Here is a 22681-nt window from a genome sequence, read left to right as displayed (position 1 = left end):
TCGCAGCTCGATGGCTGCGATTTTCGCGTTTCAGCTCAGGGCTTTTTCAATCGCCGTAATCACCGAAGGATCATCCGGCGCCGTGCGCGGCGAGAAGCGGGCCAGTACACGACCGTCCTTGCCGAGCAGGAATTTCTCGAAATTCCAGGTGATGTCACCGGGAAATTCGGCACCCTCGCCCGCCAGCAGGCGGTACAGCTGATGGCGATCGTGACCGTTGACTTCGAGCTTTTTCGACAACGGAAAACTCACGCCATAGTTGAGGCTGCAGAATTCCTGAATCTCCTGCTCGCTGCCCGGTTCCTGACCGGCAAACTGGTTGCACGGCAGGCCCAGCACACTGAAGCCTTTGCCTTTGTATTGCTGATAGAGGTTTTCCAGCGCCGCGTACTGTGGGGTCAAGCCGCATTTGGAGGCGACGTTGACCACCAGCACGACTTGGCCCTTGAAGGGTGCCAGCGGTAGCTCCTGACCATCCAGGGCTGTCAACTTAAGGTCGTGAAAAGCACTCATGACGAACTCCAGATTCCCGTTTTCTACTCGAAACAGCCACTTGGCGAGGCCACCAAGGACAGCCGCGGACTAAAAAGGCGCCCTCGGGCGCCTCTCCAGTTCTCTGAGCTTAGCGCAGAAAATCAGTGGTGATGGCCACCTTCGCCATGGACGTGACCATGAGCGATTTCTTCCTGGCTGGCGTCACGGATGGCAACGACCTTCACTTTGAAGTTCAGGCGCTGACCGGCCAGCGGGTGGTTGCCGTCGACGGTGACGTCGTCGCCGTCCAGGTCACGAATGGTGACGATCTGCATCTGGCCGTCCGGCGCCGAAGCGTGGAACTGCATGCCGACTTCCAGCTCGTCAACGCCTTCGAACATGCTGCGGCTCAGGGTGCTGACCAGTTCGGCAGCGTATTCGCCGTAGGCATCTTCCGGCTCGACTGCAACTTGCAGGTCGTCACCGACGGTTTTACCTTCCAGGGCTTTTTCCAGGCCCGGGATGATGTTGCCTGCGCCATGCAGGTAAACCAGCGGAGCGCCGCCGGCGGAGCTGTCGATGACCTCACCAGCGTCATTGGTCAGGGTATAGTCGATGGAGACAGCCTTATTGGCGGCAATCAGCATGGGGCGAGACCTTTTGCATAAGAATATAGAAAGGCCAAGTTTAGCGAAGCAATCGCTCGAAAGCGAACACAACCCTGACAAACGGGATTCGACGATCACAGGCTTCCATCAGGACGAGGACGGTCACTGGGTGGCCGAACTTTCCTGCGGCCACACCCAGCACTTGCGACACCAGCCGCCGTGGCAGTCACGGGCATGGGTGCTGGATGCAACGCAACGTATTGAAAAAATAGGCCAACCCTTTGCTTGCGGTTGGTGCGCTCAAGGCTCGGTTAGCGCTAACCTTGACGCCTGAAAAACCGGTGGAAGGCCAGCCATAGGCCAACGCCCTTGCCATGCACCCTTAGAGAATCCGCATGCAAACTTTTTTTATCGCGCCCACCGATTTTGGTGTGGGTCTGACCTCCATCAGCCTCGGGCTGGTGCGTACGCTGGAACGGGCCGGGCTGAAAGTCGGCTTTTTCAAACCGATTGCCCAGCCGCATCCGGGCGACACCGGCCCTGAGCGCTCCACCGAGCTGGTGGCCCGCACCCACGGCCTGAAACCGCCGCAGCCACTGGGCCTGGCCCACGTCGAGCGGATGCTCGGCGACGGTCAGCTCGACGAGCTGCTTGAAGAAATCATCGCTCTCTACCAGCAGGCAGCCATCGGCAAAGACGTGCTGGTCGTCGAAGGCATGGTGCCGACCCGCAGCGCCAGCTATGCCGCACGGGTCAACCTGCACCTGGCCAAGAGCCTGGACGCCGAGGTGATTCTGGTTTCGGCGCCGGAAAACGAAGTGCTGACCGAACTCTCCGGCCGCGTCGAGTTGCAGGCGCAACTGTTCGGCGGCCCGAAAGACCCGAAAGTCCTCGGCGTGATCCTCAACAAGGTCAAGACCGACGAAAGCATGGACGCCTTCGCCGCGCGTCTGAAAGAGCATTCGCCGTTGCTGCGCAGTGGTGATTTCCGCCTGCTCGGCTGCATTCCGTTCCAGCCCGAACTCAATGCCCCGCGCACCCGCGACGTCGCCGACCTGATGGGCGCCCAGGTGCTCAACGCCGGCGACTACGAAACCCGGCGCATGACCAAGACCATCATTTGCGCGCGCACCATGCGCAACACCGTGGACCTGCTCAAGCCCGGCGTATTGGTAGTGACCCCCGGCGATCGCGACGACATCATCCTCGCCGTCAGCCTCGCGGCCATCAACGGCGTACCGCTGGCCGGCCTGCTGCTGACCAGCGACACCCTGCCGGACCCGCGCATCATGGACCTGTGCCGTGGCGCGTTGCAGGCTGGCTTGCCGGTGTTGTCGGTGAGCACCGGTTCCTACGACACCGCCAACCTGCTCAACGGCCTGAACAAGGAAATCCCCGTCGACGACCGCGAGCGCGCGGAGATCATCACCGATTTCGTCGCCAGTCATCTTGATGCCAACTGGCTGCACCAGCGCTGCGGCACGCCGCGAGAAATGCGCCTGTCACCGGCGGTGTTCCGCTATCAATTGATTCAACGCGCACAGGCCGCCAACAAGCGCATCGTGCTGCCCGAAGGCAGCGAGCCGTTCACCGTGCAAGCGGCGGCGATCTGTCAGGAACGCGGGATTGCCCGCTGTGTGTTGCTGGCCAAACCGGCAGACGTCGAAGCCGTGGCCCGGGCCCAGGGCATCGTGCTGCCGCCGGGGCTGGAAATTCTCGATCCGGACCTGATCCGCGAGCGCTACGTCGAACCGATGGTCGCCCTGCGCAAGAGCAAAAGCCTCAACGCGCCGATGGCCGAGCAGCAACTGGAAGACACGGTGGTGATCGGCACCATGATGCTGGCGCTGGATGAAGTCGACGGACTGGTCTCCGGCATCATCAACACCACCGCCAACACCATCCGCCCGGCCTTGCAACTGATCAAGACGGCGCCGGGCTGCACGCTGGTGTCGTCGGTATTCTTCATGCTGTTCCCCGAAGAAGTGCTGGTCTACGGCGACTGCGTGATGAACCCGCACCCGAGCGCCAGCGAACTGGCCGAGATCGCCCTGCAAAGCGCCGACTCGGCCGCCGCGTTCGGCATCACGCCACGGGTGGCGATGATCAGCTACTCCAGCGGCGAATCGGCCACTGGCGAGGACGTCGAGAAAGTCCGCGAAGCCACCCTGCTCGCCCACGAACAACAGCACTCGCTGCTGATCGACGGGCCGTTGCAGTACGACGCCGCCGCCAACGAAACCGTGGCCCGGCAACTGGCGCCGAACAGCCAGGTCGCCGGTCGCGCCACGGTGTTCGTGTTTCCCGACCTGAACACCGGCAACACCACGCACAAAGCCGTGCAACGCAGCGCCGATTGCGTCAGCCTCGGCCCGATGCTGCAAGGCCTGCGCAAACCGGTGAACGATCTGCCGCGCGGCGCGCAGGTCGACGACATCGTCTACACCATCGCCCTGACCGCGATTCAAGCTGCCAACCGACCTCTGGATATCTGACCCGATGCTGGCCTTTCTCCCTGCCCCCCTGCGCGGCGTGATCGCCGCGCTGCTGTTGGCGTTGAACACGATCCTGCTGTGCTCGTTCCTGTTTCTCGTGGCGCTGATCAAAGTGCTGCCGTTCGACCTCGCACGCCGTGCCTCGCGCTGGCTGATGAGCCACACCCACGAAGCCTGGATCAGCAACAACAAAGGCTGGATGAACCTGGTCCGCCGCACCCGCTGGCACCTCAGCGGCCTGCAAGGCCTGGACTACCAGCATTCGTACCTGATCACCAGTAACCACCAGAGCTGGGTCGACATCCTGGTGCTGCAATACGTGCTCAACCGACGCATCCAGCCGCTGAAGTTCTTCCTCAAGCAGGAACTGATCTGGGTGCCGGTGATCGGTCTGGCGTGGTGGACGCTGGGCTTTCCGTTCATGAAACGCTACTCGAAAGCGTACCTGGAAAAGCACCCGGAAAAGAAAGGCAAAGACCTGGAAACCACCCGCAAGACCTGCGCGAAATTTCGCGACAACCCGGTGGGCATCTTCAACTTCGTCGAAGGCACACGGTTCACCGAAGGCAAGCACGCGCAGCAACAGTCACCGTTCAAATACCTGCTCAAACCCAAGGCCGGCGGCATTGCCTTCGTGCTGGATGCGATGGGCGAACAGCTGGAATCCATCGTCAACGTGACCATCCACTACCCGGGCGGGCGTCCAGGCTTCTGGGACCTGCTGTGCGGCAACGTGCGGGATGTAGTGGTGCACTTTGAAGAACTGAAAATCCCTGCGCAGTTCATCGGCAAGAACTACGACCAGGACGGCGAATATCGCCTGCAGTTTCAAGGCTGGATCAACCAGCTCTGGCAGGACAAAGATGCGCTGCTGGAGCAGATGCACCTCGAGTATCCGAACCAACGCTGATCCCCCTGAGGGAGCCCCCGACAGAATCAGGCCGGCTTCCGCCCCTCACCACTCAACACAATGAGCGTTAGCTCGAGTACCGCTTTTGACGTGCCGGCCCCTTCGGCAGGCTGAGTGGAGGGATTCATCCGGGGATGGGCGCGCAGCGCCGTTTGGCGAAGCCAAACACATCGAGAGGAGGTGCAGCGAAGCAAACCGTAGGCGATGCCCCCGGATGAATCCCGGAACGAAGGAACCCCGAGCCCCAGCGAGGGGCCGAACGCAGGGGCCAAGCCTTTTGCTTACTTTTTGGCGTTTGAAAAAGTGAGCCGCCGTAAGGGCGGAACCGCCAGCCGCAACACCCGCAGAAACGGATATTCACAAAAAACACCCAGAGCCTGGCCGGCCCAAAGGCCGCCTCCGCCAGCAGGCCAACACCCATAGGCCTGCCAACCACAAAAGAAAAGCCCGCCGATGATCACTCATCGGCGGGCTTCTTATTGGCAGCTAACGCTTAAATCGCGCCACGCTTACGCAACAGATCCAACACCTGCTTCACACTTTCATCCAGCGACAACGACTGAGTATCGATCACCAGATCAGCATCCAACGGCACGTCATACGGGAAAGACTCACCCGGAATATTATCGCCACCCGCAGCGTACAACCCTTGCGGATCACGCTCTGCGCAAACAGTCGGCGAAGCCTGGACATAGACCGTCAGCAAACGCTCCTTGCCGATCAGATCTTTCGCTTGTTCACGACCTTCAGCACTCGGCGCCACAAACGCAGCAAGCGTCAGCAGACCGGCTTCGTTGAACTGACGCGCCACGTGAGCGGCACGACGCCAGTTCTCGGTACGACCGGCGCGATCTTGCGGCAGACCCTTGTTGAGGTCATGACGCAGGTTCTGGCCGTCGAGTACAAACACCGCACGACCGAGGTCGAACAGTTTGCGCTCGACCGCGTACGCCAAAGTGCTCTTGCCCGCGCCGGACAGGCCGCTGAACAGCACGGTCGCCGGTTGCTGACCGAAACGCTGAGCGCGCTCTTCGGTCGCTACATGGGCCAGCTTGCCGTGGTGCGTAGCCGTGCCATGAGTCACCGGCTGTGCGACGATCATGCCGGCGCCGACGGTGCCGTTGGTCAAACGGTCAATGATGATGAACGCGCCGGTGGTGCGGTTGCTGTCGTAACCGTCGAGGGCGATCGGCGCATCGAGCGCGATCCTGACCTTGCCGATTTCGTTGAGCTGCAACGCGCTCGCCGGGCCTTCTTCGAGGGTGTTGACGTCGACCTTGTTGACGATGCTGGCGATGGAGCCCGGCACGTAACTGGTGGCGCGCTTGATGTCGTATTTCTTGCCCGGCAGCATCGGCTCTTCAGCCATCCACACCAGCATCGCTTCGAAGCTGTCGGTCACCGGCGGTACGTTGTCGGCGTGTACCAGCAGGTCGCCACGGGAGATGTCGATCTCGTCTTCCATGGTCAGCGTCACGGCCTGGCCAGGACCTGCGTGTTCCAGTTCACCTTCGAAGGTGACGATGGATTTCACGCGGCTGCTCTTGCCTGACGGCAGGACCACGACTTCGTCGCCCTTCTTGACGATGCCGCTGGCCAGGGTGCCGGCGAAACCGCGGAAGTTCAGGTTCGGACGGTTGACGTACTGCACCGGGAAACGCAGATCGGTGAAGTTGCGGTCGCCCGCCACTTCCACGGTCTCGAGGATTTCCATCAACGACTGGCCGGTATACCACGGCGAGCGCTCGGACTTGTTCACCACGTTGTCGCCCTTCAGAGCGGACATCGGCACGAAGTGCATGCTCGTCGGCTTCATCTTCAAGCCTTCGGCGAACTTCAGGTAGTCGGCCTTGATCGACTCGAACACGCCCTGATCGAAGCCTTTGAGGTCCATCTTGTTGATGGCGACAACGATGTGCTTGATGCCCAGCAACGAGGCGATGAAGCTGTGGCGACGGGTCTGGGTCTGCACGCCGTAACGGGCGTCGACCAGGATGATCGCCAGGTCACAGGTGGATGCACCGGTGGCCATGTTGCGGGTGTACTGCTCATGGCCGGGGGTGTCGGCGATGATGAATTTGCGCTTGGCGGTGGAGAAATAGCGGTACGCGACATCGATGGTGATGCCCTGCTCGCGCTCGGCCTGCAGGCCGTCGACCAGCAACGCCAGGTCGATGTCGTCACCGGTGGTGCCGACTTTCTTCGAATCGCGGGTGATGGCTTCGAGGTGATCTTCATAGATCATCTTCGAGTCGTGCAGCAGGCGCCCGATCAGGGTGCTCTTGCCGTCGTCGACGTTACCGCAGGTCAAAAAGCGCAGCAGCTCTTTACGTTCGTGCTGGCCCAGGTAGGCGAGGATGTCCTCGCTGATCAAATCAGACTGGTGAGACATGACAACCCCTTAGAAATAACCCTGACGTTTTTTATCTTCCATCGAGCCTGCGCCATCGTGGTCGATGACCCGGCCCTGGCGCTCGGAAGTTCGCGTCAGGAGCATTTCCTGAATGATGTCCGTCAGGCTTTCGGCCTCGGACTCCACCGCGCCCGTCAACGGGTAGCAGCCAAGGGTACGGAAACGCACTTTCTTTTTGACGATGCGCGCCTTGTCCTCATCGGACAGGTGTTCGAGGATGCGCTCGTCATCGATCATGATCAGCGTGCCATTCTTCTCGATCACTTCGCGCTCGGCGGCGAAGTACAGCGGAACGATCGGGATGCCTTCGAGATAGATGTACTGCCAGATGTCCAGCTCGGTCCAGTTCGACAGCGGGAACACACGAATGGATTCGCCCTTGTTGACCTTGCCGTTGTAGACGTTCCACAGCTCCGGACGCTGGTTCTTCGGGTCCCAGCGGTGTTTGCTGTCGCGGAACGAGTAGACGCGCTCCTTGGCGCGGGACTTCTCTTCATCGCGACGGGCTCCGCCGAAGGCGGCGTCGAAACCATGCTTGTCGAGTGCCTGCTTCAGGCCCTCGGTCTTCATGATGTCGGTGTGTTTGGCGCTGCCGTGGGTGAACGGGTTGATGCCCTGCGCAACGCCATCCGGGTTGACGTGGGTGATCAGGTCCAGGCCAAGCTCTTCGACCATCTTGTCGCGGAACTTGTACATCTCCTGGAATTTCCACTGCGTGTCGACGTGCATCACCGGAAACGGCAGTTTGCCCGGGAAGAACGCCTTGCGTGCCAGATGCAGCATCACGGCGGAGTCTTTACCGATGGAGTACAGCATCACCGGGTTGTCGAACTCGGCGGCCACCTCGCGGATGATGTGGATGCTTTCCGCCTCCAGCTGTTTCAGATGCGTCAGTTTGTCGACCATGGCTACTCACGAAAGCTTTCTTATGAACGGCCAGCGGGCCGTGTTCGAGCGGGGAATCCTAGCACAGCGACCCCTTCTAATCAGGACGCCAACTAGATCGAAAGGGCATATGAATATGCCCGCTCGTTCGGGTGCTTTTCAGGGAAAAGTCAGATCGGATTCGGGCAGTCGATGAAGATGTGTTCCAGGGCAAACCGCTTCGCCAGATAGTCACCCAGCGCCTGCACGCCGTAGCGTTCGGTGGCGTGGTGGCCGGCGGCGATGAAGCTGATGTCGTTTTCCCGGGCGCTGTGGAACGTCTGCTCGGAGGCTTCACCGCTGAGGAACAGATCGACGCCGGCAGCGATGGCGTTGTCGATGTAGCCCTGACCGCCGCCGGTGCACCAGCCGACCCGACGGATCATCGCATTGCCCTCGACCAGCAGCGGCTCACGACCCATGCGTTCCTGTACACGACGGGCGAAGTCGCGGGCGGTCACCGGCTCGTCCAGCGAGCCGACCAGGCCGACGATCTTCAGGTTGTCCGGATCCAGCGGCCCTTCGACCGTAATGTCGAGCTGCCGGGCCAGTTGCACGTTATTGCCGACGTCCGGGTGCAGATCCAGCGGCAGGTGATACGCCAGCAGACTGATGTCGTGTTTGAGCAAGGTTTTCAGGCGCCGCTGCTTCATGCCGGTGACGCACGGGTTCTCACCCTTCCAGAAGTAACCATGATGCACCAGCACCAGATCAGCCTCGGCTTCGAGGGCGGCATCGAGCAGCGCCTGGCTGGCCGTGACGCCGCTGACGATGCGCATCACTTGCGGGCGGCCCTCGACCTGCAGGCCGTTGGGGCAATAATCGGCAATTTTCGCACTGCCGAGGTAACGGTCGGCTTCTTCGACCAGGGTGCTCAGGGCGACGGCCATGAAAGACTCCTAAATATCCCGTTCAGAGGCACGCGCGGCCTCGTATAATGCGCGACATTATGGGCGGTCTGACCCCGCCTGCAACTTTTCCAGGACGTGCTTAATGCTCAAGGCGCTGCGTTTTTTCGGCTGGCCGCTGTTGGCCGGCGTGCTTATCGCTCTGTTGATTATTCAGCGTTACCCGCAGTGGGTCGGGCTTCCGAGCCTCGACGTCAACCTGCACCAGGCCCCGCAGACCACCAGCACGCAGCAGGGGCCGGTGTCCTATGCCGACGCCGTGGTCATCGCCGCGCCGTCGGTGGTCAACCTCTACACCACCAAAGTCATCAACAAGCCGAGCCATCCGCTGTTCGAAGACCCGCAGTTCCGTCGTTTCTTCGGGGACAACTCGCCGAAGCAGAAACGCATGGAGTCGAGCCTCGGTTCCGGCGTGATCATGAGCCCGGAAGGCTACATCCTGACCAACAACCACGTCACCACCGGCGCCGACCAGATTGTCGTGGCGCTCAAGGACGGTCGTGAAACCCTGGCCCGCGTGATCGGCAGCGACCCGGAAACCGACCTCGCCGTCTTGAAGATCGACCTGAAAACCCTGCCGTCGATCACCGTTGGCCGTTCCGACAACATCCGCATCGGCGACGTCGCACTGGCCATCGGCAACCCGTTCGGGGTCGGCCAGACCGTGACCATGGGCATCATCAGTGCCACCGGCCGTAACCAGCTCGGCCTGAACAACTACGAAGACTTCATCCAGACCGACGCAGCGATCAACCCGGGCAACTCCGGTGGCGCACTGGTGGATGCCAACGGCAACCTCACCGGGATCAACACCGCGATTTTCTCCAAGTCAGGCGGTTCCCAGGGCATCGGTTTTGCGATCCCGGTGAAACTGGCGATGGAAGTGATGAAGTCGATCATCGAGCACGGTCAGGTGATTCGTGGCTGGCTGGGCATTGAAGTGCAACCACTGACTCAGGAACTGGCGGAGTCGTTCGGTCTGTCGGGGCGTCCGGGGATTGTGGTGGCGGGGATTTTCCGCGACGGCCCGGCACAGAAGGCCGGCCTGCAACTGGGTGACGTGATTCTGAGCATTGATGGCGAGCCTGCGGGCGATGGCCGCAAGTCGATGAACCAGGTGGCGCGGATCAAGCCGACCGACAAGGTCACGATTCAGGTGATGCGCAATGGCAAGGAGTTGAAGCTGACCGCTGAAATTGGTCTGCGTCCGCCACCCGCGCCGGTGCAGGAAAAAGAAGAGTAAGACTTTGTTCGCGCCAATGGCGCGAATAACAGACATTCTCAACAGTCATGTTATATTGTTTCAATTAATGCATTGGAACAACATAACATGTCGTCTCGAAAAAAGGCCTCCCTCCTCGGCCTGACCCTTGGGCTGCTGGGCGATCCCGCGTTTGCCGATGAACCGCAAACGCTCGAACTCGACGCCATCAGCGTCACTTCTGACTACGAATCCCCTACCGGGCCGGTCAAGGGCTATCGCGCCACCCGCTCGTCCAGCGCCACCAAAACCGATACCGCGATCCGCGATATCCCGCAGGCCATCAGTGTGGTGCCCGCCAACGTGCTCAAGGATCTGGGCAGCACCAGCGTCGAACGTGCGCTGGATTTCGCCGGTGGCGTGTCGAAGCAAAACAACTTCGGTGGCCTGACGCTTTACGAATACAGCGTGCGCGGCTTCACCACCTCCGAATTTTACCAGGACGGTTTCAGCGCCAACCGTGGTTACCCGAGCACACCGGACACCGCCAACATCGAGCGCATCGAAGTGCTCAAGGGACCGGCCGCCAGCCTGTACGGCCGAGGCGATCCGGGTGGCACGGTGAACATCGTCACCAAAAAACCGCAGCCCGAGGCCTTCACCACCCTGCAAACCAGCGCCGGCAGTCGGGATCGCTACCGCACGGCACTGGACGTCAACACACCACTCGATGAGCAGGGTAACGTTCTGTCGCGAATCAACCTCGCGGTCGAGGACAACAACAGTTTTCGCGACCACGTCGACAGCAAACGCGTCTTCGTCGCCCCCTCCTTCAGCTGGCAACTGAGCCCGGGCACCAGTCTGCTGGTGGAGAGCGAATTCGTGCGCCATAGCTCGACCTTCGACCGCGGCATCGTTGCGCCAAACAATAAATGGAGCGGTGTTTCGCGCTCAACGTTCCTCGGCGAGCCCAACGACGGCAACATCGACAACCACAACAACAAGCTGCAAACCACGCTTGAACACCACCTCAACGATGCCTGGAAACTGCGCCTGGCCAGCCATTACAAGGAAGGCAAACTCTGGGGTTTCGCCTCCGAAAACCGCCCGCTGAACGCCGATGACCACACCGTCAACCGCCGCTATCGCGAACGCGATACCAACTGGCATGACAGCATCACCCAACTGGAACTGCGCGGCCTGTTCGACCTCGGCAGCTGGCAACACGAACTCCTGATCGGCAGCGAATACGAGAACTTCCGCAAGAACGAACGCGTCACCACCATCGCCGGCGGCCCTTACGCCATCGATATCTATAACCCTGTGTACGGCCAGCCCAAGCCCGACAGTGCACGCTCCGGCACAGACTTCTTCGAACACGTCGAAAGCCATGCGCTGAACCTGCAGGATCAAATCGTCTTCAACGAAAAACTACGCGGGATGCTCGGTGTGCGATTCGAGCACTTTGAGCAAAACATCGATGACCACAGCCGCAACACCACCAGCCGCCAGACCCACGACGCGCTCACTCAACGTGCAGGCCTGCTCTATCAACTGACCCCAGACACCGGCCTGTTCGCCAACGCCTCGACCTCATTCAAACCGAACAACGGCCTCGATGCGGCTGGCAAACCCTTCGATCCGGAAGAAGGCGTGGGTTACGAAATCGGCATCAAGAACGAGCTGTTCGACGAACGTTTAAGCAGCACCCTCGCCTTCTTCCATATCGACAAGGAAAACGTCCTCGCCCTCGACCCGGACACCGACACCAGCCGCGCCATGGGCAAGGCCCGCAGTCGGGGTTTCGACCTGCAAGTCACCGGGCAAGTGACCGACGCCGTCAGAGTGATCGGCGCCTTCGCCTGGATTGACGCCGAAGTCACCAAGGGTGATGCCGCGATTCCTGCCGGTAGCCGCATCCTCGGGGTGGCCAAACGCAGCGGCAGTCTGTTGGGGGTTTACGAGTTTCAGGACGGCCGCTTGCGCGGCTCGGATTTCGGCGCGGCGTTCACCTACGTCGGTGACCGCTCGGGTGAGTCCGGCAGCGATTTCGAACTGCCGGCCTATCACACCATCGACCTGCTGGCCCATTACAAGGCCAGCGACAACATCACCGTCGGCCTGAACCTGAACAACCTGTTCGACGAAAAGTACTACGAGCGCTCGTACAGCAATTACTGGGTCAACCCCGGCGAGCCGCGCAATTTCACGATCAGCCTGACACTTAACCTGTAAAAGGACGTCACCATGCAATACGGCAAATCCCTGCTGCTCATCGCCGCGCTGTTCGCCACTCACGCTTCGGCCCATGGTTTATGGACCGAACAACGGCGCGGCAATATCGAAGTCGTCTACGGCCACGGTGCCGAAGACAATGCGTTCAAACCGCAGAAAGTCAGCGGGGCATGGGCCTTTGACGTGGGCGGCAAGATGATTCCCGTCAGTGTGCAGCACCTTGCAGATCACGCCCGCCTGCAACCGTTGAAACCGCCAGCGGTGTTGGCCGTGGCGCTGAACAACGGCATGTGGTCGCAAACCGCCGACAAGAAATGGATCAACGAGGGGCGCAGCAAAGTCCCGGGAGCCATCGAGTCGACCGAGACCCTCAAGTACAGCCTGGCGATTTATCAGTCGGGAGCGAAGCTTCCCAAACTGGATCAGATCAAATTGTTGATTTTGCCGGAGGTCGATCCACTGACCGTAGGGCCGGGGAAATCATTGCCGGTGCGGGTGTTGCTGGATGGCAAACCGGCAGCGGGCGTGAAGTTGATCGGTGACTACCGCAGCGCACCGAATACTTTGAGCTCCGAAACCGACAAGGACGGTCGCGCACAGGTACTGGTGCGTAATGAGGGATTGAATGTGATTGCGGCGCAGGTGGAAGTGCCGGTGAAGGGCAGTGCAGAGGTGAGCAGTCGGGGGTTGTTCAGTTCGTTGACGTTCCTGGGCGAACCGCATCACGAATGAATCAACGCTGATCCCTGCGGGACGGAACCCACAGGGATCAGCGTCGTTTCAGAGCTCGCCGAGACCGTCGATCAACGCCTGATTCTGCTCCGGCGTACCGATCGAGATCCGCAGGAACTGGGCAATCCGTTCCTGCTTGAAGTGGCGCACGATCACACCCTGCTCTCGCAGCTTGGCCGCCAGCCCTGCCGCATCGTGTTGTGGATGCCGGGCGAAGATGAAGTTTGCCGCTGACGGCAGCACTTCAAAGCCTTTGGCCTGTAACTGAGCAACCACCCACTCACGACTCTCGATGACCAGCGCGCAGGTCTTGTCGAAGTATTCGCGATCCTCGAACGCTGCTGCCGCACCGACGTTCGCCATGCGATCGATCGGGTAGGAGTTGAAGCTGTTCTTGATCCGCTCCAGCGCCTCGATCAGGTCCGGATGCCCGACCGCCAGACCGACCCGCAGACCCGCCAGCGAACGGGACTTGGACAAGGTCTGAGTCACCAGCAGGTTCGGATAACGGTCCACCAGACTGATCGCGGTTTCGCCGCCGAAGTCGATGTAGGCCTCATCGACCACCACCACTGAATCCGGGCTGGCCTTGAGGATCTGCTCGACCGCTTCCAGTGCCAGCAGGCAACCGGTCGGCGCGTTCGGGTTGGGGAAGATGATCCCGCCGTTCGGTTTGGCGTAATCGGCCGGGTTGATCCGGAACTGCGCGTCCAGCGGCACTGCATCGAACTGGATGCCGTAAAGGCCGCAGTAGACCGGATAGAAGCTGTAGCTGATATCCGGGAACAGGATCGGCTGATCGTGTTGCAGCAGGCCGTGGAAGATGTGCGCCAGCACTTCGTCCGAACCGTTGCCGAGGAACACCTGATTGCTCTGCACGCCGTAGTATTTGGCGACGGCGTTTTTCAGCAGATCGCTGTTCGGATCCGGGTACAGGCGCAGGTTGTCGTTGAGTTCGGTCTGCATCGCCGCCAGGGCTTTTGGCGACGGGCCGTACGGGTTTTCGTTGGTGTTGAGTTTGACCAGACGGGTCAGCTTCGGCTGCTCGCCCGGCACATATGGCACCAGATCCTTGACGAACGGGCTCCAGAATTTACTCATGTTCAGTTCCCCTTCACTTCGTCTTTGATGCGGTACTCGGCGCTGCGAGCGTGGGCGCTCAGCGATTCGCCACGGGCCAGGATCGATGCGGTCTTGCCCAGTTCGGAAGCACCGGCCTCGGAGCAAAAGATGATCGACGAGCGCTTCTGGAAGTCGTACACACCCAGCGGCGAGGAGAAACGCGCGGTGCCGGACGTCGGCAATACGTGGTTCGGACCTGCGCAGTAGTCGCCCAGCGCTTCGGAGGTGTGGCGGCCCATGAAGATCGCGCCGGCGTGGCGAATCTGCGGCAGCCAGGCCTGCGGATCAGCGACCGACAGTTCAAGGTGTTCCGGGGCGATGCGGTTGGCAACTTCGATGGCCTGGGCCATGTCGCGCACGTGGATCAGTGCACCGCGACCATTGATCGAAGTTTCGATGATGGTGGCGCGATCCATGGTCGGCAGCAGTTTGTCGATGCTGGCGGCCACTTTGTCGAGGAACTCGGCGTCCGGGCTGACCAGAATCGCCTGGGCGTCTTCGTCGTGCTCGGCCTGGGAGAACAGGTCCATGGCGATCCAGTCCGGATCGGTCTGGCCGTCGCACACCACGAGGATTTCCGACGGGCCGGCGATCATGTCGATGCCGACCTGACCGAATACGTGACGCTTGGCGGTGGCCACATAGATGTTGCCCGGGCCGACGACCTTGTCCACCTGCGGCACGCTTTCAGTACCGTAGGCCAGCGCCGCAACGGCCTGGGCGCCGCCGATGGTGAACACCCGGTCGACACCGGCGATGCACGCCGCCGCCAGCACCAGCTCGTTGACCTCGCCACGCGGGGTCGGCACCACCATGACCACTTCGGTCACGCCGGCAACCTTGGCCGGAATCGCGTTCATCAATACCGACGACGGATACGACGCCTTGCCGCCCGGCACGTACAGACCGGCGCGATCCAGTGGCGTGACTTTCTGGCCCAGCACCGTGCCGTCGGCTTCGGTGTAGCTCCAGGAATCCTGCTTCTGTTTTTCGTGATAGCTGCGAACGCGGGCGGCGGCTTTTTCCAGCGCTTCGCGTTGCGGTGCGGTGATGCGAGTCAGGGCCAGTTCCAGGCGCTCGCGCGGCAGGATCAAGTCCGCCATCGAGGCGACTTCGAGGCCGTCGAACTTCTGGGTGAACTCGACCAGCGCCGCGTCACCGCGCTCGCGCACAGCCTTGATGATGTCCAGCACCCGCTGATTGACCGAGTCGTCAGACACACTTTCCCAGCTCAGCAGATGATCCAGATGATGCGCGAAATCCGGGTCAGCAGCGTTGAGTCGGCGAATTGCAGTCGGTGCGGTCATAGCGAGAGCCTCATAGGAATGGCAAAAACTCAGGCGCCCTAACTTAGCAGTCGTTTCCGCTTGGGCACCTGAGATTCTGGCTATGAGGCGGATAGACGGGCGCGACTCAAGGTCGCGCAGGTACATCAGCCGCGGTGTCGAGACTCCACTGCCTTGCGCAGGGTGTCGATCAACGCCTGGATTCGGGCGTGTTGCATTTTCATCGAAGCTTTATTGACCACCAGACGCGAGCTGATCGTGGCGATCAGTTCCTGGGGTTCCAGACCGTTGGCACGCAGAGTGTTGCCGGTATCGACCACGTCGATGATCTTGTCGGCCAGACCGATCAGCGGTGCCAGCTCCATCGAGCCATACAGCTTGATGATGTCGACCTGACGGCCCTGTTCGGCGTAGTAACGCTTGGCAACGTTGACGAACTTGGTCGCAACACGCAGACGGCCCTTGGGCTCGACAGCACCGATCTTGCCGGCGGTCATCAGCTTGCACTGGGCGATCTGCAGGTCCAGCGGCTCGTACAGGCCTTGTCCGGTGTATTCCATCAGCACGTCTTTACCGGCAACGCCGAGGTCGGCCGCGCCATGCTCGACATAGGTCGGCACGTCGGTGGCACGCACGATCAACAGGCGTACGTCTTCCTGAGTCGTGGGAATGATCAGCTTGCGGCTCTTGTCCGGATTCTCGGTCGGCACGATGCCCGCTTCGGCGAGAAGCGGCAGGGTGTCGTCAAGGATGCGGCCCTTGGACAGTGCGATGGTCAACATGGGAAACGTCAGTCCTTATCAAGGTACTCATGTCCGGTCGCAATCGGCGCCGGACATACATCGAGGGCGTTACCACCCCCGATCAAAACGAATTCAACGGACACTTCCCTGTGTCCAGATGCAGCGACTAGCCCGGAACGCGACGGATCTTGGCGCCCAGCATCTGCAGTTTTTCCTCGATGCACTCGTAACCACGGTCGATGTGGTAGATGCGGTCGATCAGGGTATCGCCTTCGGCCATCAGGGCCGAGATCACCAGGCTGGCAGAAGCCCGCAGGTCGGTTGCCATCACTGGCGCGCCCTTGAGGATTTCAGTGCCGGTCACGATGGCCGTGTTGCCTTCGACCTGGATCTTGGCGCCCATGCGGTGCAGCTCGTACACGTGCATGAAACGGTTTTCGAAGATCGTCTCGATCACGGCACCAGTGCCTTCGGCAATGGCGTTGAGCGAGATGAACTGCGCCTGCATGTCGGTCGGGAACGCCGGGTACGGCGCAGTGCGCACGTTGACCGCTTTCGGGCGCTTGCCGTGCATGTTCAGCTCGATCCAGTCTTCACCGGTGGTGACTTCTGCACCGGCTTCGCGAAGTTTTTCCAGAACGGCTTCGAGAATGGTCGGATCGGTGTCCTTGACCTTCACGCGGCCACCGGTAACCGCGGCGGCCACCAGGTAGGTACCGGTTTCGATACGGTCAGGCATGACCTTGTAGAAGGCCGAACCCAGACGCTCGACGCCATCGATGGTGATGGTGTCGGTGCCAGCGCCGGAAACCTTGGCGCCCATGGCGTTCAGGAAGTTCGCCAGGTCGACCACTTCAGGCTCGCGGGCGGCGTTCTGCAGCACGCTGCGGCCCTTGGCCAGAGCAGCGGCCATCATGATGTTCTCGGTACCGGTCACACTGACGGTATCGAAGAAGAAGTGTGCACCGCGCAGGCCGCCTTCAGGGGCCTTGGCCTTGATGTAGCCGCCTTCGACGTCGATGATCGCACCCATGGCTTCCAGGCCACGGATGTGCAGATCGACCGGACGCGAACCAATCGCGCAACCGCCAGGCAAAGCCACTTCGGCTTCACCGAAACGGGCAACCATCGGGCCCAGCACCAGGATCGACGCACGCATGGTTTTCACCAGTTCGTACGGGGCGATCAGGGTCTTGATGGTGCGCGGGTCGATTTCGACGCTGAGCTTCTCGTCGATCACAGGCTCGATGCCCATGCGACCGAACAGCTCGATCATGGTGGTGATGTCGTGCAGGTGCGGCAGGTTGCCGACGGTGACCGGGCCATCGCACAGCAAGGTGGCAGCCAGGATCGGCAGGGCGGAGTTCTTCGCCCCGGAAATGCGGATCTCGCCATCAAGACGAGCGCCACCGGTAATAATCAATTTATCCATAACAATCTCGACGCCCTAGGGCTCAGGTGCGCTCGGCCCAGGCCGCGCTGCTGAAAAATTTCATAGTGACCGCGTGGATGCTGCCATCGGCGATCCATGGGTTCAAATGGGCATAGATGCTTTGCTGACGCTTGACCGGGCTCAACGCCGCCAGTTCATCGCTAATCACGTTCAGCTGAAAGTTGCAGCCTTCGCCTTCAACTTCCACCCGGGTTCCGGGCAGATTTGCTTCAAGGAAGCTCTTCACTTCTACGGCCTGCATGCTCAACCTCAATCGGCGCCCTGTGCGCACGGGTCGGACATCATACAAAAAAGCCCCGCGCCTGCGAACCCCGCTGCGCAGGACTCTGACGGGGGGCTTCTTTACAGATGCGGGTTCAGGGTTGCGCCAACAGCTCGGTCAGCTCGCTGACCTGAGCAATTTCACGCATGTCTTCGGGCATCCCGCGGATGCTGACGGCCTTGCCGGCGGCTTTCGCATCACGAATGAAGCACAGCAGCAACGACAGGCCGACGCTGCTGGACTTTTCCACTGCCGAGCAATCGATCACCAATGCCGGGGCATTGCACGATTTGATCAGCGCCCGGCCCTGCTCCCGAAGGCCGGGACCGGTGCGGTAATCCAGCACACCAGTGAGTTGCAGCTCACTGGCGGCGTCCAGACGAATGGCCGACTCGGTCATTGGGCAGGCTTTCCGTTCTGTTCAGCCGACTGCTTGGCCTTGGCCACTTCCCCGGCCCAACCGTTGATGGTCTTGTCCAGGTCGTTGCCGTTGCGCTGCATTGCATCGGCGAACTGATCGCGGAACAGCTTGCCGATGTTGATGCCGTTGATGATCACGTTGCGCAGTTTCCACTCGCCATTGATCTTCTCGAGCGTGTACGACACCGGGTAGATCGCGCCGTTGCTGCCCTTGACGGTCATGCCGACGCTGGTGCGATCGCCCGACTCGTCCTTGGCCGGATCAACAGTGATGCCCTGGTTGTTGTATTCGAGCAAGGCGTTGCCATAGAACTGGAACAGGCCTTTCTTGAAGTTTTCCTCGAAAGTCTTCATCTGCGCCGGTGTTGCCTTGCGCGAATACTTGACCGTCATGATGCTCTTGGAAATGCCCTCGGCATCCACGACCGGTCCGACGATGCTGTTCAGCGCCGCGTAGAAGTCGTTCGGGTCCTGCTTGTACTTCTCTTTATTGGCGGCCAGATCGGCCAACATCCGTTTGGTGGTGTCCTGAACCAGGTCGTGCGCCGAAGGCGCCGCCACGGCGTTAGCCACCAGCGGCAGTGCCGCCAGCAACACCAACAGGCCACGTCGCAAGGTAGAGATCATTCAAAAGCTCCTCATTTGGCGTCTTTGCTAACGGTATTGAGCAGGAATTTACCGATCAGGTCTTCCAGTACCAGTGACGACTGCGTGTCGTGGATGGTTCCACCATCCTTGAGGCGGGTTTCTTCCCCGCCCACGCTGATACCGATGTACTTCTCGCCCAACAGGCCAGCGGTGAGGATAGACGCTGTGGAGTCAGTCGGCAGGTTGTCGACCTTCTTGTCCACCAGCAACGTTACCCGACCGGTGAAACTGTCGCGGTCCAGATCGATCGCCGTGACCTTGCCGATGGTCACACCGGCCATGGTCACTTTGGCTCTGACCGTCAAACCGGCGATATTGTCGAAGTACGCGTAAAGTTTATAGCTGTCGGTGGTGGACGTCGGAGACAGGCCACTGACCCGCAGGGCCAGCAGCAACAAGGCCAGGATCCCTGCCAGCAGGAACAGGCCGACACCGATTTCCAGGGTGCGGTTTTGCATCAGAAATCTCCAAACATCAAAGCGGTCAGAATAAAGTCCAGGCCGAGCACTGCCAGTGAGGCAAACACTACGGTCTTGGTGGTGGCACGACTGATCCCCTCGGAAGTGGGCTCACAGTCATAGCCTTGGAATACGGCGATCCAGGTCACGACAAAGGCGAAAACGATACTTTTGATCACGCCATTGAGCACATCGCTGGAGAAGTTCACGCTGTTCTGCATGTTCGCCCAGTAGGAGCCTTCATAGACGCCCAGCCAGTCGACCGCGACCCAGGAACCGCCCCAGATGCCGACCACGCTGAAGATCATCGCCAGCACCGGCAGGGAAATGAAACCGGCCCACAGACGCGGGGCAATGATGTACTTGAGCGGGTCCACACCGATCATTTCCAGGCTGGACAACTGCTCGGTGGACTTCATGTTGCCGATTTCCGCCGTCAGCGCCGAACCGGCACGACCGGCGAACAGCAGCGCCGTCACCACCGGACCCAGTTCACGCAGCAGGGTCAAGGCAACCATCTGCCCCACCGCCTGCTCCGAACCATAGCTCGACAGAATACTGAAGCCTTGCAGCGCCAGCACCATGCCGATGAAGATCCCGGACACCACGATGATCACCAGCGACATCACGCCGACTGAGTGCAATTGCTTGACCAGCAAGCCGAAACCACCGCTGATGCCGCCCCGGCCCAGCAGGGCATGGAACAGGAACAGGGTCGCCCGACCGAATACCGCGACAGCGTCGATGGCTGACTCGCCGAATCGACGCACGCGTTCTATTAATGAAATTCTGCGCATCAGCGCTTCCCCAGAAGATCTGCGCGGTAATCCGTCGCTGGAAAGTGATACGGAACCGGGCCATCGGGGTTGCCGGTCATGAACTGACGGATACGCGGCTCGTCCGAGTTCATCAACTCGTCCGGCGTACCCTGCCCCAGCACCTGGCCATCACCTACGACATAGATGTAGTCGGCGATGCTCGCGGTTTCCGCCAGATCGTGGGAAACCACGATGCTGGTAATCCCCAGCGCGTCGTTGAGCAGACGGATCAGGCGCACCAGAACGCCCATGGCGATCGGGTCCTGGCCGACGAACGGTTCGTCGTACATGAGAATCTGCGGATCCAGCGCAATCGCCCGGGCCAGCGCCACACGACGTTTCATGCCGCCGGACAGCTCGTCGGGCATCAATTCGATGGCGCCGCGCAGGCCGACTGCCTGCAATTTGAGCAGAACGATGTCGCGGATCATCTCGTCCGGCAATTCGGTGTGAACGCGCAGGGGAAAGGCGACGTTCTCGAACACGTCGAGATCGGTGAACAGCGCGCCGCTCTGAAACAGCACACCCATGTGCTTGCGTGCATCGAACAGATCGCTGCGCGACAGCTTCGGCAGGTTCTGGCCGTTGACCCAGACCTCACCCTGCGAAGGCCGCAACTGGGCGCCCATCAAGCGCAACAGCGTGGTCTTGCCACACCCGGAAGGCCCCATGATGCCGGTGACCTTGCCGCGCGGGATGCGGATATCGACGTTATTGAAAATGCTCCGCGCACCGCGCTTGAAGGAGACTCCCTTCAGCTCGACCGCGTAGGCGTTATCGGCACTCATCTAAACTCCTTGCGATGCAGCCTCTCACTCGGACGCCTGGCTTTCTGGAGAAAGCCCCTACATCCCGGGCAGGCCGAACTGGCGGCGAACTATATCACTGCAAAGGGCAAGCGCCCAAGGCCTCTCCCCGGCCGCGTTCAGCGATATGACAGGCCCAGGGCTTCTATTAGAGGGTTTTGGTAACGCGGAATGACAAAGCACGACGAACTTGCGTGAGGCTTTTCAACATAACCGCTATAATCGCCGCCTTTTCATCGGGCTATACGATTTCTGACATGAGCCAAACCAGCGACCTGATTCAATCGGCACAACGCACCATCCGCCTCGAAGTGGAAGCCGTACAAGGCTTGTTGCCCCATATCGACGCCGATTTCGTACGCGCTTGCGAGATGATTCTGGCCAGCAAGGGCCGTGTCGTCGTGGTCGGCATGGGCAAGTCCGGGCACATCGGCAACAAGATTGCCGCGACCCTGGCCAGCACCGGCACCCCGGCATTTTTCGTGCACCCGGCCGAAGCCAGCCATGGCGACATGGGCATGATCACCCGTGACGACGTGATCCTGGCCCTGTCGAACTCCGGCTCCACCAACGAAATCGTCACCCTGCTGCCGCTGATCAAGCGCCTGGGCATCCAGCTGATCAGCGTGACCGGCAACCCGCAATCGCCTCTGGCAAAAGCGGCCGAGGTCAATCTCAACGTTCACGTCGAGCACGAAGCCTGCCCGCTGAACCTGGCACCGACCTCCTCGACCACCGCCGCACTGGTCATGGGCGATGCCCTGGCCGTGGCGCTGCTGGAAGCCCGCGGCTTCACCGCCGAAGATTTCGCCTTTTCCCACCCGGGTGGCGCACTGGGCCGACGCCTGCTGCTGAAAGTGGAAAACGTCATGCACGCCGGCCAGGAGTTGCCGCAGGTACAACGCGGCACGCTGCTCAAGGACGCACTGATGGAAATGACCCGCAAGGGTCTGGGCATGACCGTGATTCTTGAAGCCGACGGCAAGCTTGCCGGGATCTTCACTGACGGCGACTTGCGCCGTACGCTGGATCGAAGCATTGATATACGCAGCGCCACCATCGACCAGGTGATGACCGTGCACGGCAAGACCGCCCGCGCCGAAATGCTCGCCGCCGAGGCCCTGAAAATCATGGAAGACCATCGAATCAACGCGCTTGTCGTCGTGGATGAGGACGATCGCCCGATCGGCGCCTTCAACCTCTCCGACCTGCTGCGCGCAGGAGTGATGTAAATGAGCACCGATCTGCTGCAACGCGGCAAAGCCATCAAACTGGCGGTTTTCGACGTCGACGGCGTCCTCACCGACGGGCGCCTGTACTTCCTTGAAGACGGCAGCGAGTTCAAGACCTTCAATACGCTCGACGGCCAGGGCATCAAGATGTTGATGAACGCCGGCGTGCAAACGGCCATCATCAGCGGTCGCAAGACCCCGGTGGTCGAACGCCGGGCGAAAAACCTGGGCATTCCGCACCTGTTTCAGGGTCGTGAAGACAAACTCGTCGTCCTCGACGGCCTTCTCGAGCAACTGGGCCTAAGCTATGAACAGGTCGCCTATCTCGGCGACGATCTGCCCGACCTGCCAGTGATTCGCCGGGTAGGGCTGGGGATGGCGGTGGCCAACGCTGCCGCTTTTGTGCGCGAGCACGCCCATGGCGTCACTCAGGCCCGTGGTGGCGAGGGTGCCGCCCGTGAATTCTGCGAACTGATCCTGCGCGCCCAGGGCAGCCTCGATGCCGCCAATAACGCGTATTTGTGAGTCAAACC

The 22681-nt window shown here is 60.8% G+C and carries 23 protein-coding genes; 8 read left to right on the top strand and 15 right to left on the bottom strand.

The features are described from left to right. Window positions 1-30 precede the first annotated feature (30 nt). Window positions 31-513 carry a glutathione peroxidase gene (locus AC1RME_RS25975; protein WP_007959082.1) on the bottom strand — a complete coding sequence of 161 codons (483 nt, stop codon included), beginning with the start codon at window positions 511-513 and terminating at the stop codon, window positions 31-33. A 122-nt stretch (window positions 514-635) separates the two neighbouring features. Beyond that, on the bottom strand, window positions 636-1121 hold the full coding sequence (locus AC1RME_RS25970) for an FKBP-type peptidyl-prolyl cis-trans isomerase (RefSeq protein WP_096819004.1): 486 nt from the start codon (window positions 1119-1121) through the stop codon (window positions 636-638). On the opposite strand from AC1RME_RS25970, the gene AC1RME_RS25965 reads away from it, so the two are divergent. The 3 genes from AC1RME_RS25965 to yihG all read left to right on the top strand — a co-directional run bounded on the left by AC1RME_RS25965 (window position 1090) and on the right by yihG (window position 4487). Beyond that, window positions 1090-1416, top strand: a complete 327-nt coding sequence (locus AC1RME_RS25965) for a DUF3565 domain-containing protein (protein ID WP_096819002.1) — start codon at window positions 1090-1092, stop codon at window positions 1414-1416. The two genes, AC1RME_RS25970 and AC1RME_RS25965, sit on opposite strands and share 32 nt — an antisense overlap. Before the next feature lie 61 nt (window positions 1417-1477). Next, window positions 1478-3577 carry a phosphate acetyltransferase gene (gene pta / locus AC1RME_RS25960; RefSeq protein WP_096819000.1) on the top strand — a complete coding sequence of 700 codons (2100 nt, stop codon included), beginning with the start codon at window positions 1478-1480 and terminating at the stop codon, window positions 3575-3577. 4 nt (window positions 3578-3581) lie between these two features. Further along, on the top strand, window positions 3582-4487 hold the full coding sequence (yihG, locus tag AC1RME_RS25955) for a 1-acylglycerol-3-phosphate O-acyltransferase, YihG family (RefSeq protein ID WP_096818998.1): 906 nt from the start codon (window positions 3582-3584) through the stop codon (window positions 4485-4487). Between the two features lie 493 nt (window positions 4488-4980). Here the strand turns inward: yihG and cysN are convergent, their stop codons facing one another. From cysN to AC1RME_RS25940, 3 genes are all read right to left on the bottom strand, one after another. Continuing rightward, window positions 4981-6879, bottom strand: a complete 1899-nt coding sequence (cysN, locus tag AC1RME_RS25950; protein WP_096818996.1) for a sulfate adenylyltransferase subunit CysN — start codon at window positions 6877-6879, stop codon at window positions 4981-4983. Window positions 6880-6888: 9 nt separating this feature from the next. Further along, on the bottom strand, window positions 6889-7806 hold the full coding sequence (gene cysD, locus AC1RME_RS25945) for a sulfate adenylyltransferase subunit CysD (RefSeq protein ID WP_096818994.1): 918 nt from the start codon (window positions 7804-7806) through the stop codon (window positions 6889-6891). A 149-nt stretch (window positions 7807-7955) separates the two neighbouring features. Further along, complete coding sequence (locus AC1RME_RS25940; protein ID WP_096818991.1) at window positions 7956-8714, bottom strand: Nif3-like dinuclear metal center hexameric protein; 759 nt, start codon at window positions 8712-8714, stop codon at window positions 7956-7958. A 103-nt stretch (window positions 8715-8817) separates the two neighbouring features. On the opposite strand from AC1RME_RS25940, the gene algW reads away from it, so the two are divergent. The 3 genes from algW to AC1RME_RS25925 all read left to right on the top strand — a co-directional run bounded on the left by algW (window position 8818) and on the right by AC1RME_RS25925 (window position 12900). Further along, complete coding sequence (gene algW / locus AC1RME_RS25935; protein WP_096818989.1) at window positions 8818-9975, top strand: Do family serine endopeptidase AlgW; 1158 nt, start codon at window positions 8818-8820, stop codon at window positions 9973-9975. A gap of 87 nt (window positions 9976-10062) precedes the next feature. Continuing rightward, window positions 10063-12168, top strand: a complete 2106-nt coding sequence (locus AC1RME_RS25930) for a TonB-dependent siderophore receptor (RefSeq protein ID WP_493091962.1) — start codon at window positions 10063-10065, stop codon at window positions 12166-12168. Between the two features lie 12 nt (window positions 12169-12180). Next, window positions 12181-12900, top strand: coding sequence for a DUF4198 domain-containing protein (locus AC1RME_RS25925; RefSeq protein WP_096818985.1), 720 nt, complete (start codon window positions 12181-12183; stop codon window positions 12898-12900). Window positions 12901-12948: 48 nt separating this feature from the next. Here the strand turns inward: AC1RME_RS25925 and hisC are convergent, their stop codons facing one another. From hisC to AC1RME_RS25875, 10 genes are all read right to left on the bottom strand, one after another. Beyond that, entirely contained in the window at window positions 12949-14001 is a 1053-nt protein-coding gene (gene hisC / locus AC1RME_RS25920; protein WP_096818983.1) for a histidinol-phosphate transaminase, read from the bottom strand. Window positions 14002-14003: 2 nt separating this feature from the next. After that, a complete protein-coding gene (gene hisD, locus AC1RME_RS25915) occupies window positions 14004-15329 on the bottom strand; it encodes a histidinol dehydrogenase (RefSeq protein WP_096818982.1) in 1326 nt (441 codons plus the stop codon). Between the two features lie 125 nt (window positions 15330-15454). Then, the gene (gene hisG, locus AC1RME_RS25910; RefSeq protein WP_096818980.1) at window positions 15455-16090 is read right to left on the bottom strand and encodes an ATP phosphoribosyltransferase; all 636 of its coding nucleotides are present in this window, start codon (window positions 16088-16090) and stop codon (window positions 15455-15457) included. 127 nt (window positions 16091-16217) lie between these two features. Continuing rightward, window positions 16218-17483: a UDP-N-acetylglucosamine 1-carboxyvinyltransferase gene (murA, locus tag AC1RME_RS25905; RefSeq protein ID WP_085729622.1), complete on the bottom strand. Its 1266-nt coding sequence runs from the start codon at window positions 17481-17483 to the stop codon at window positions 16218-16220. Between the two features lie 22 nt (window positions 17484-17505). After that, window positions 17506-17745 carry a BolA family protein gene (locus tag AC1RME_RS25900; RefSeq protein WP_096818978.1) on the bottom strand — a complete coding sequence of 80 codons (240 nt, stop codon included), beginning with the start codon at window positions 17743-17745 and terminating at the stop codon, window positions 17506-17508. Window positions 17746-17860: 115 nt separating this feature from the next. Then, complete coding sequence (locus tag AC1RME_RS25895) at window positions 17861-18166, bottom strand: STAS domain-containing protein (protein WP_096818976.1); 306 nt, start codon at window positions 18164-18166, stop codon at window positions 17861-17863. After that, window positions 18163-18813 (bottom strand): MlaC/ttg2D family ABC transporter substrate-binding protein, encoded by a 651-nt coding sequence (locus AC1RME_RS25890; RefSeq protein ID WP_096818974.1) that lies wholly within the window; start codon window positions 18811-18813, stop codon window positions 18163-18165. Before AC1RME_RS25890 ends, AC1RME_RS25895 begins: the two co-directional genes overlap by 4 nt. A gap of 11 nt (window positions 18814-18824) precedes the next feature. After that, window positions 18825-19292, bottom strand: a complete 468-nt coding sequence (gene mlaD, locus AC1RME_RS25885) for an outer membrane lipid asymmetry maintenance protein MlaD (protein WP_096818971.1) — start codon at window positions 19290-19292, stop codon at window positions 18825-18827. Next, on the bottom strand, window positions 19292-20089 hold the full coding sequence (mlaE, locus tag AC1RME_RS25880) for a lipid asymmetry maintenance ABC transporter permease subunit MlaE (protein WP_096818969.1): 798 nt from the start codon (window positions 20087-20089) through the stop codon (window positions 19292-19294). Before mlaE ends, mlaD begins: the two co-directional genes overlap by 1 nt. Further along, a complete protein-coding gene (locus tag AC1RME_RS25875) occupies window positions 20089-20898 on the bottom strand; it encodes an ATP-binding cassette domain-containing protein (protein ID WP_096818967.1) in 810 nt (269 codons plus the stop codon). The genes mlaE and AC1RME_RS25875 overlap by 1 nt, the downstream gene beginning before the upstream one ends. Window positions 20899-21173: 275 nt before the next feature. Between AC1RME_RS25875 and AC1RME_RS25870 the strand changes: the two genes are divergently transcribed. Together AC1RME_RS25870 and AC1RME_RS25865 are read left to right on the top strand one after the other, a co-directional pair. Further along, window positions 21174-22148: a KpsF/GutQ family sugar-phosphate isomerase gene (locus tag AC1RME_RS25870; protein ID WP_085729618.1), complete on the top strand. Its 975-nt coding sequence runs from the start codon at window positions 21174-21176 to the stop codon at window positions 22146-22148. Continuing rightward, window positions 22149-22673, top strand: a complete 525-nt coding sequence (locus AC1RME_RS25865) for a KdsC family phosphatase (protein WP_011332476.1) — start codon at window positions 22149-22151, stop codon at window positions 22671-22673. Window positions 22674-22681 lie beyond the last annotated feature (8 nt).

It is taken from the genome of Pseudomonas sp. GW822-FHT03F08, from assembly GCF_058801265.1.
This window is presented reverse-complemented; position numbering and strand designations above follow the sequence as displayed.

Coding starts and splice junctions, on each gene's coding strand:
- AC1RME_RS25975 (WP_007959082.1), bottom strand. CDS start 513: ATGAGTGCTTTTCACGACCTTAAGTTGACAGCCCTGGATGGTCAGGAG.
- AC1RME_RS25965 (WP_096819002.1), top strand. CDS start 1,090: ATGGAGACAGCCTTATTGGCGGCAATCAGCATGGGGCGAGACCTTTTG.
- AC1RME_RS25970 (WP_096819004.1), bottom strand. CDS start 1,121: ATGCTGATTGCCGCCAATAAGGCTGTCTCCATCGACTATACCCTGACC.
- pta (WP_096819000.1), top strand. CDS start 1,478: ATGCAAACTTTTTTTATCGCGCCCACCGATTTTGGTGTGGGTCTGACC.
- yihG (WP_096818998.1), top strand. CDS start 3,582: ATGCTGGCCTTTCTCCCTGCCCCCCTGCGCGGCGTGATCGCCGCGCTG.
- cysN (WP_096818996.1), bottom strand. CDS start 6,879: ATGTCTCACCAGTCTGATTTGATCAGCGAGGACATCCTCGCCTACCTG.
- cysD (WP_096818994.1), bottom strand. CDS start 7,806: ATGGTCGACAAACTGACGCATCTGAAACAGCTGGAGGCGGAAAGCATC.
- AC1RME_RS25940 (WP_096818991.1), bottom strand. CDS start 8,714: ATGGCCGTCGCCCTGAGCACCCTGGTCGAAGAAGCCGACCGTTACCTC.
- algW (WP_096818989.1), top strand. CDS start 8,818: ATGCTCAAGGCGCTGCGTTTTTTCGGCTGGCCGCTGTTGGCCGGCGTG.
- AC1RME_RS25930 (WP_493091962.1), top strand. CDS start 10,063: ATGTCGTCTCGAAAAAAGGCCTCCCTCCTCGGCCTGACCCTTGGGCTG.
- AC1RME_RS25925 (WP_096818985.1), top strand. CDS start 12,181: ATGCAATACGGCAAATCCCTGCTGCTCATCGCCGCGCTGTTCGCCACT.
- hisC (WP_096818983.1), bottom strand. CDS start 14,001: ATGAGTAAATTCTGGAGCCCGTTCGTCAAGGATCTGGTGCCATATGTG.
- hisD (WP_096818982.1), bottom strand. CDS start 15,329: ATGACCGCACCGACTGCAATTCGCCGACTCAACGCTGCTGACCCGGAT.
- hisG (WP_096818980.1), bottom strand. CDS start 16,090: ATGTTGACCATCGCACTGTCCAAGGGCCGCATCCTTGACGACACCCTG.
- murA (WP_085729622.1), bottom strand. CDS start 17,483: ATGGATAAATTGATTATTACCGGTGGCGCTCGTCTTGATGGCGAGATC.
- AC1RME_RS25900 (WP_096818978.1), bottom strand. CDS start 17,745: ATGCAGGCCGTAGAAGTGAAGAGCTTCCTTGAAGCAAATCTGCCCGGA.
- AC1RME_RS25895 (WP_096818976.1), bottom strand. CDS start 18,166: ATGACCGAGTCGGCCATTCGTCTGGACGCCGCCAGTGAGCTGCAACTC.
- AC1RME_RS25890 (WP_096818974.1), bottom strand. CDS start 18,813: ATGATCTCTACCTTGCGACGTGGCCTGTTGGTGTTGCTGGCGGCACTG.
- mlaD (WP_096818971.1), bottom strand. CDS start 19,292: ATGCAAAACCGCACCCTGGAAATCGGTGTCGGCCTGTTCCTGCTGGCA.
- mlaE (WP_096818969.1), bottom strand. CDS start 20,089: ATGCGCAGAATTTCATTAATAGAACGCGTGCGTCGATTCGGCGAGTCA.
- AC1RME_RS25875 (WP_096818967.1), bottom strand. CDS start 20,898: ATGAGTGCCGATAACGCCTACGCGGTCGAGCTGAAGGGAGTCTCCTTC.
- AC1RME_RS25870 (WP_085729618.1), top strand. CDS start 21,174: ATGAGCCAAACCAGCGACCTGATTCAATCGGCACAACGCACCATCCGC.
- AC1RME_RS25865 (WP_011332476.1), top strand. CDS start 22,149: ATGAGCACCGATCTGCTGCAACGCGGCAAAGCCATCAAACTGGCGGTT.